8 protein-coding genes are annotated in these 7,447 nt (G+C 62.5%); 6 read left to right on the top strand and 2 right to left on the bottom strand.

Going from position 1 to position 7,447, the window contains the following annotated elements; genetic code table 11:
- The first annotated feature begins 52 nt into the window (after positions 1-52).
- On the top strand, positions 53-1,102 hold the full coding sequence (locus AC0L2X_RS08295; RefSeq protein ID WP_473556652.1) for a LacI family DNA-binding transcriptional regulator: 1,050 nt from the start codon (positions 53-55) through the stop codon (positions 1,100-1,102).
- A gap of 29 nt (positions 1,103-1,131) precedes the next feature.
- On the opposite strand, the gene AC0L2X_RS08300 is transcribed toward AC0L2X_RS08295, so the two are convergent.
- Complete coding sequence (locus tag AC0L2X_RS08300; protein ID WP_473556650.1) at positions 1,132-1,698, bottom strand: TetR/AcrR family transcriptional regulator; 567 nt, start codon at positions 1,696-1,698, stop codon at positions 1,132-1,134.
- Positions 1,699-1,804: 106 nt separating this feature from the next.
- Between AC0L2X_RS08300 and AC0L2X_RS08305 the strand changes: the two genes are divergently transcribed.
- The 3 genes from AC0L2X_RS08305 (at position 1,805) to AC0L2X_RS08315 (ending at position 4,661) form a co-directional block, all read left to right on the top strand.
- Positions 1,805-2,620, top strand: a complete 816-nt coding sequence (locus AC0L2X_RS08305) for an oxidoreductase (protein WP_473599564.1) — start codon at positions 1,805-1,807, stop codon at positions 2,618-2,620.
- An 86-nt stretch (positions 2,621-2,706) separates the two neighbouring features.
- On the top strand, positions 2,707-3,654 hold the full coding sequence (locus AC0L2X_RS08310) for an alpha/beta fold hydrolase (RefSeq protein ID WP_473556644.1): 948 nt from the start codon (positions 2,707-2,709) through the stop codon (positions 3,652-3,654).
- A gap of 5 nt (positions 3,655-3,659) precedes the next feature.
- Positions 3,660-4,661 (top strand): NADP-dependent oxidoreductase, encoded by a 1,002-nt coding sequence (locus tag AC0L2X_RS08315; RefSeq protein ID WP_473556642.1) that lies wholly within the window; start codon positions 3,660-3,662, stop codon positions 4,659-4,661.
- Here the strand turns inward: AC0L2X_RS08315 and AC0L2X_RS08320 are convergent.
- A complete protein-coding gene (locus tag AC0L2X_RS08320) occupies positions 4,654-5,583 on the bottom strand; it encodes a sugar kinase (protein ID WP_473556639.1) in 930 nt (309 codons plus the stop codon). The two genes, AC0L2X_RS08315 and AC0L2X_RS08320, sit on opposite strands and share 8 nt — an antisense overlap.
- Positions 5,584-5,741: 158 nt before the next feature.
- On the opposite strand from AC0L2X_RS08320, the gene AC0L2X_RS08325 reads away from it, so the two are divergent.
- Both AC0L2X_RS08325 and AC0L2X_RS08330 read left to right on the top strand, forming a co-directional pair.
- Entirely contained in the window at positions 5,742-6,188 is a 447-nt protein-coding gene (locus AC0L2X_RS08325) for a FixH family protein (protein ID WP_473556811.1), read from the top strand.
- Between the two features lie 7 nt (positions 6,189-6,195).
- Complete coding sequence (locus AC0L2X_RS08330; protein WP_473556637.1) at positions 6,196-7,395, top strand: cytochrome-c peroxidase; 1,200 nt, start codon at positions 6,196-6,198, stop codon at positions 7,393-7,395.
- Positions 7,396-7,447: the final 52 nt, after the last annotated feature.

Raw genomic sequence — 7,447 nt, forward strand, 5'->3', positions numbered from 1 at the left:
GCTGCTTCCTATGGGAGTTTGGATTGACCGGGATGTCGAATTCGGCAACGTTATGGCGGTCAGCAAATCAGCCGGCGCTTTCGCAAATGAAGTCGGGCGAACAATGGCCAATCTAAAGCAGATCGCCGCGGAACTTTCCCTCTCGGTGACCACGGTGTCCCGCGCTCTGAAGGATGGGCCGGAAGTGCAGCCCTCGACCATAGCCCGCGTCAAGGAGGCGGCTAAGCGGGTCGGCTATTTGCCAAATCATCATGGTCGCGCGCTCAAAACCGGTCGAACGCAGACGCTGACGGCAGTACTGCCGATGGAGACACGAGACCATCTGTCCGATCTGTTGAAGCTTCCTTTAATCGAAGGCATGACGCTGGCGGCGCGGCAAGCCGGTTATAGTCTGTCCATCTATTCCACCACTCCCGACGACGATCCCGTCGAGAGTGTGCAGCGGCAGCTTCAGGCGCGCAGCGCAGACGGCCTGATCATCACGCGCCTGGTGTCGGCTGATGCGCGCGTCAAGCTGCTGCTGGATAAACGCATGCCATTCGTCGCGTTTGGAAGAACCGACCTGGATATCGCGTATCCCTATGTCGATGTCGACAATGAACAGATTGCCTACGAGGCGACCCGGCGGCTCATGGATATGGGCTGTCGACGCATTGCGCTGCAACTTCTCGTTCCGGAGGACCAGACGAGTGCCATGCGTCTTTCCGGGTATGGAAGGGCAATGGCCGAGGCCGGTATTCCGATCGACCAATCGTTGATCGGCCATGGCATGTTCACCATGGAATCGAGCGCGGGCTGGTTCGATCGCTTGCTGGCGTCGTCGGATCCGCCGACGGGCCTCGCGTGCGCCAACGAACTGGGCCTTCTGGGCGCGTTGCACGCCCTCGGCAAGCGGGGTCTTACACCGGGCCGCGACGTCCACATCGTCAGCCGTGACAGCACGCGGCTGGCACGTTTCCTGCCGGCAAAGATCGGAGTTCATTCCGTGGATATGGCGGGTGTTGGACGCAAACTTATCGAAGTCCTGGAGAGCCGGATCATCAATCCGCTTGGGCCGGTGGAGACAATCTTGATGCAAGGCAGATTCGAGCCGGCCGAATAGTCCGGCTGCCCTCAGGAGGCCACCTCGTCTCAAACCGGCCGGATCAGCGCCTTTGCGGCATCTGCTCCCGCTGCAAGGACCCGATCCGACAATTCCGTCCCTTCCAGGGCGCGGGCGAGTTGAAGCGCACCGATGAGCGTTGCAAATATGCCCAGCGCAACGCCCTCGGCATCCTCGGTCTGAGGCAGAGCGTCGGCTATCTGGCGCACCAGGGATTGAGCGCGCTCGGCATAGAGGGCTCGCGTTTCAGGCGGCTGCCGCGCTATTTCCGGCAGCAACGCGGCCGAAGCGCAGCCCTTTCCTGGATTGTCCCGGTGCTCGGCCGATAGATAGGCGTCTATGGCCATTTCCGGGCCGCCGGCGTCCAATGCTTCCTGCACTTCATGCGACTGCGCGTCCAAGGCCGCTGCGACGCTTTCACGGACGAGCTCTGCCTTGGACTGGAAGTGCGGATAGAAGGCGCCGTTCGTCAGCCCGGCGTCGCTCATGATGGTCGCAAGCCCGGACGCCGCGATGCCGTCAGACCGAAAACGTTCGGCGGCGACCTCCATGATCCGGCTGCGTGACGCGTCTTTTCGGCCCTTTTCGTAGCGCATGGTCTTTCTTTCCTGTCCTGCTATTGCATTATGCTCATAATCTGATATTACGATCATAATTCAATTCGTGGAAATAAGCTAGACCTCTCGAACCTGGAACATCAAAATGAATGGGAATTCTGAAAAAACCGCAATCGTGACCGGAGCCTCCTCCGGCATCGGCCGCGCCAGCGCCGAGGCCTTGGCGCGGGCGGGGTTCACTGTCTTCGGGACAAGTCGCCGCAAGACCAGTAATAGCCCAAATGGAGTGACCATGCTGGCATGCGATGTGACGGATGATGCGGCCGTCAGTGCGCTCGTTGCCACCGTGCTCGCGCAGACCGGCCGGATCGACCTCCTGGTCAATAATGCCGGTGTCGGCCTGCTAGGCGGCGCAGAGGAATCCTCGGTCGCACAGGTACAAGCCCTGTTCGACGTCAATCTGTTCGGCGTCATGCGAATGACCAATGCGGTGTTGCCGTCGATGCGGCGGCGCGGCCAAGGGCGCATCATCAATATCGGCTCGATTCTGGGATTGGTACCCGCGCCATACTCAGCTCATTACTCGGCAGTCAAGCACGCGCTCGAGGGCTATTCGGAATCGCTTGACCACGAGGTGCGCGCCTTCAACGTCCGCGTTTCCGTCATCGAGCCGGCATTCGTCCGCACCGTCTTCGACCAGAACGGCATCGAGCCGGATTCGCTGTTGAAGGAATACGATCGGGCTCGAGCCGGGCTCAAGGCGCTGCTGGGCGATGTGATGCCCAAGGCCGATCGGCCGGAAATGGTGGCGGATGTGGTTGTCAAGGCAGCGACCGATGCCCGTCCGCGACGGCGCTATACCGCTGGCAAGGCAGCGCGCCAGGTCAGCCTGCTGCGCCGCTTCGCCCCCGCGGGGATTTTCGACAAGAGCCTGCGCAAGCAGTTCCGACTGCCGGTCTGAACGACAGCGAGCCAGAGGATTTCACGCACATGCGACTAGCAACCACAACACATTTGGCCAGGCCCTACGAGACGGAGGCGCCAAACATGACACATACATCCAATCGGCCGCCGCGTTCACCGGCATTATTCCGGGACGCGCCAACGCTCTCGATCGATGTCGGCGGCACAGCATTTGCTTACAGGGAACTCGGGCCCAGGGCGGGCGTGCCGGTGATCCTGCTCAACCATCTGGCTGCTCAGCTGGACAATTTTGATCCGCGCATCGTCGACGGCCTCGCTGCGACCCGGCGGGTGATTGCCTTCGACAATCGCGGCATCGGTGCTTCGGGTGGCAAAACTCCGTCGACCATTTCCGGCATGGCGCGGGATGCAATCGCCTTTATCCGGGCGCTGGGGTTCGAAGAAGTCGATCTCTTCGGCTTTTCACTCGGCGGCTTCGTGGCGCAGGAGATTGTGCTGACCGAGCCCAAGCTTGTGCGCAAACTCATCCTGGCTGGCACGGGGCCGGCCGGTGGGCAAGGCATCGACAAGGTGACGCCGCTGACGATCGTGGACATGATCAAGGGCGCGCTGACTTTTCGGGATCCGAAATACTATCTCTTCTTCACAAGAACGCCGAATGGCCGCCGCGCCGCAAACGCATTTCTGCAACGATTGAAAGAGCGCCGGAATAACCGGGACAAAGCGGTATCGCTGAGCGCGTTCGGCGCGCAACTCAAGGCGATCAAGGCCTACGGACTGCAGGCGCCACAAGACCTGAGCACCATCCGCATTCCCACTTTAGTTGCGAATGGCGACCAGGACAGGATGGTGCCGAGCAGCAATACCTACGATCTCGCCGGGCGTATCCCGGGGGCGCATCTGGTCATCTATCCGGATGCCGGGCATGGCGGGGTATTTCAGAACTACGCCGATTTTGTCCGGAAAGCCCTGTCCTTCCTCGAGGCTGAGGCCTTGCTGCAGGGCGGGTATGCAGCTGAAAACGTTCGGCTTGTTTCGTCCCGAACAGCAACAGACATTCCTAGAAAGTAACTGCCATGAAGGCATTCGTTGTCGATAAGTATAATAAAAAGGGCACCCTGCGGCTGGCCGAAATGCCGGAGCCGCAGCTCCAGGACAGCGATGTCCTGGTAGAAGTCCATGCCGCAGGGGTGAACCTGCTCGATTCCAAGATCAGAACCGGAGACTTCAAGCTCATCCTGCCCTATCGCCGGCCCTTCATCCTGGGCCACGACGTGGCTGGGAAGGTTATCCGCGTGGGATCGAAAGTCAGCAAGTTCAAAGCCGGCGACGAGGTCTATGCGCGGCCGCGCGATGGCCGGATTGGGACATTCGCCGAATTCATTGCCGTGAATGAGGCCGACATAGCCTTGAAGCCTGCGAATCTCAGTATGGAAGAGGCGGCGTCGATTCCCCTGGTCGGTCTCACCGCCTGGCAGACGCTGATCGAACGGGCAAACCTGAAGAAGGGACAGAAGGTCTTCATTCAGGCTGGTTCCGGCGGCGTCGGGACATTTGCTATTCAGTTGGCCAAGCACCTCGGCGCGACCATTGCGACAACCGCGAGCGCGGCGAGTGCCGATCTGGTGAAAAGTCTCGGCGCCGATGTCGTCGTCGACTACAGGAAAGACGACTTCGAGAAAGTTCTGTCGGGTTACGACGTTGTCTTGAACAGCCAGGACGCCAAGACACTCGAAAAATCCCTGAGCGTGCTGAAACCGGGTGGCAAGCTCATCTCCATCTCCGGTCCACCGGATCCCGAATTTGCCAGGGAAAAGGGACTGAATTTGATGCTGAGGCTGGTGCTGCGCCTACTCAGCCGCGGAATTCGGGCCAAAGCCAAGCGCCGTGGTGTGCAGTTTTCGTTCCTTTTCATGTGGGCGCAGGGCGATCAGCTGAGCAAAATCACCGCTCTCATCGAAGCCAGCGCGATCCGCCCGGTTGTGGATCGGGTCTTTCCATTCGAAGCGACCAATGACGCCCTGGCCTATGTCGAAACAGGACGCGCCAAGGGCAAGGTCGTCATCAAGGTCAGATAGAAAGTCCTTCGAACGCTGCCCGCAGCGTCTCGAACGGCGCGAGTGCGCCGCGCACCTGCACGACGGCGGCGGCGACACGATGGGCGCGCTGCACCGCCTCAGTCGGCGCATGGCCGGCAAGGCGAGCGGCGAGATAGGCGCCGTTGAAGGAGTCGCCGGCGCCGGTGGTGTCGACAGGGTTGGCGACGTGCACCGCCGGCACCGATTGCGAGGTACCGTTTTGCGCTATCAGCGCCGGTTCCTCGCCGTTCTTGACGACGACTTCGCCGACCAGTTTTCGCAGCCGGTCGGCTGTTTTCTGCGGTGTCGTATCACCAAACAGCATCTGCTCGTCGGGAAAGGTCGGGAGCGCGATATCGGCGACGGCGAGCGCCTCGAGGATCGCGGCCTGCGCTTCCTCGCACCGGCGCCATAGCCGCGGCCGGTAATTGGGATCGAAGGCAATCAGCGAGCCGGCCACGCGCGCCTCGGCCACGGCCGTCAGCAGCACCTTGCGTGCATCGTCGTCTAGGATTGCCAAGGTGATGCCGGAAAAATAGACAAGCGCCTGGTTTTCAAGGCTTTTCTGCAGAGCGGCTGGGTCGGAAGCCAGCTGCCTGGCGGCCGCATCGGCCCGCCAATAGGTGAAAGAACGTTCGGCGCCGGTCAGCGTGATCGCATAGAGGCCGGGGCGGGCGCCCGCTATCACCGGGCTGGCGCCGATGCCGATGCCGTTCTCGGCCAGGAACTTGATCTGGTCGCGTGAGAACGGGTCGTCGCCGAAGGCCGACACATAGGTCGCCGGCCGCTCGCCGCTCAAGGCATGCAGCGCCCACAAAGTGTTGAACGTGTCGCCGGCAAAGCCCATGCGCCAGTTCGGCCCGGCCTGACCCGAAAGCTCGAGCATGCACTCGCCGATCGAGGCGATGCCGTTTCCTGCCATGAAGCACTCCTCCATCCCTGCAATTGCGGTGCTGTAGCTTTTTGCGGCCGGCAGCGCCATGCTTGGCGACGGCGGATTCTTGCACTGGGCGCGATTTCCCACAGGGGCGTGGGACGCGACCTGCCCAGCGAAACGTTATCCGCAGAACAGGAATGGGTTTGGCATCGTTATGGCGTTATCTTCTTGGAGGCCTCGGCCTGGCTGCCTTGCTCGCTGGCGTGCTGGCCGTCGTCTATCTGACGGCGCCGCATGCACCCCAACCAAGCTCGGACGTAGGCCGTTCCAAGACGACGGCGAACAAGCTGTTCGTGGCGACTTTCGAGCCGGAGAAAGGCGTCATCCGGCAGGGCGAACTGGAATCCTGGCTGCTGACGCTGAAAACCGTCGAAGGTGCGCCGGTGGAAGGTGCTGCGATAACGATTTCCGGCGGCATGCCGCGGCACAAGCACGGCCTGCCAACCAGCCCGCAGGCGACCGATTACCTCGGCGCGGGGCGCTATCGCATCGACGGCGTGAAATTCACGATGAGCGGGTGGTGGCAGTTGCATTTTGCGATTTCCGCCGCGGCCGGCTCGGACACTGTCGTCTTCAACGTGGTGCTGTGAGGCACTGATGAGCCGGTTTTCCAGCCTTCTCGCGTTGGTGATGGTGGCCGTGCTCGCCGGTTGCAGCAGACCGGAGTTTTCCGATGCCGAAAAGCAGACCATCGCCTCGCTGGCGCTGTCCAAGCTGCCGCCGCTGAAGCCCGACACCACCAACCGCTTTGCCGACGTGCCGGCCGCCGCGGCACTCGGCTCGACGCTGTTTTTCGACACCGGCATGAGCGGCGGCGGCACCGTATCATGCTCGACTTGCCACAAGATCGACCGCCAGTTCCAGGACGACCTGCCCCAAGCGGTCGGCGTCGGCCGCACCAACCGGCGTACCATGCCGTTGGCCGGCGTCGCGCATGATCCCTGGTTCTTCTGGGACGGGCGGCGCGACAGCCTGTGGGCGCAAGCGCTGACACCGCTCGAAAATCCACTGGAGCAGGCCGGCAACCGCGCCGCCTTCGCGCATTACATCAAGGCCCGCTTCGGCGAGCGCTACGAGCGCATCTTCGGGCCGCTGCCCGACCTTTCGGGCGTGCCGGCCAATGCCAGCCCGCTCGGCACCGATGCCGAGAAGGCGGCCTGGAACGCCATGCCCGCCAGCCAAGCCGAGGAGGTCAACCGCGTCTTTGCCAACATCGGCAAGGCGATCGCCGCCTTCGAGCGCTCGATCGAGCCGCCGCGGACGCGCTTCGACCGCTTCGCCATCGACGTGGCCGCGGGCGCCGAGCCGAAAGGCGACGCCGCCTTTTCGCCGGAGGAAATCCTCGGGCTGAAGCTGTTCATCGGCAAGGCCAATTGCGTGACCTGCCACAATGGCCCGCGTTTTACCGACGGCAGCTTCCACAACACCGGCGTGCCGCCGGTCGCGGGCCTGCCGCCGGATCGCGGCCGTGTCGACGCGGTACGCCAAGTCGAGGCCGATCCGTTCAACTGTTTCGGCGCCTTTCGTGACGGCGATGCCAGCGCCTGCCGCGAACTGCGCTTCATGGTCAAGACCGGGCCGGAACTCGTCCGCGCCTACAAGACGCCGTCGCTGCGCGGCGCCGCCACCCGGCCGCCCTACATGCATGCCGGGCAGTTTTCCTCGCTCGACGAAGTGGTGGCGCATTATTCCAAGGCGCCGGCAAGTGTCGAAGGCACGTCCGAGATCCACCCCCTGCAGCTCTCTGACCGCGAGCGCGCGGCACTGGTGGCGTTTCTGAAGACGCTGGCGGAGTGAAAGTGGCTCAGCCCGCTCTGTAGCGATCCTTCGCGCCCCCCTCTGTCCTGCC

The sequence above is a fragment of the Mesorhizobium sp. WSM4828 genome, assembly GCF_055811175.1.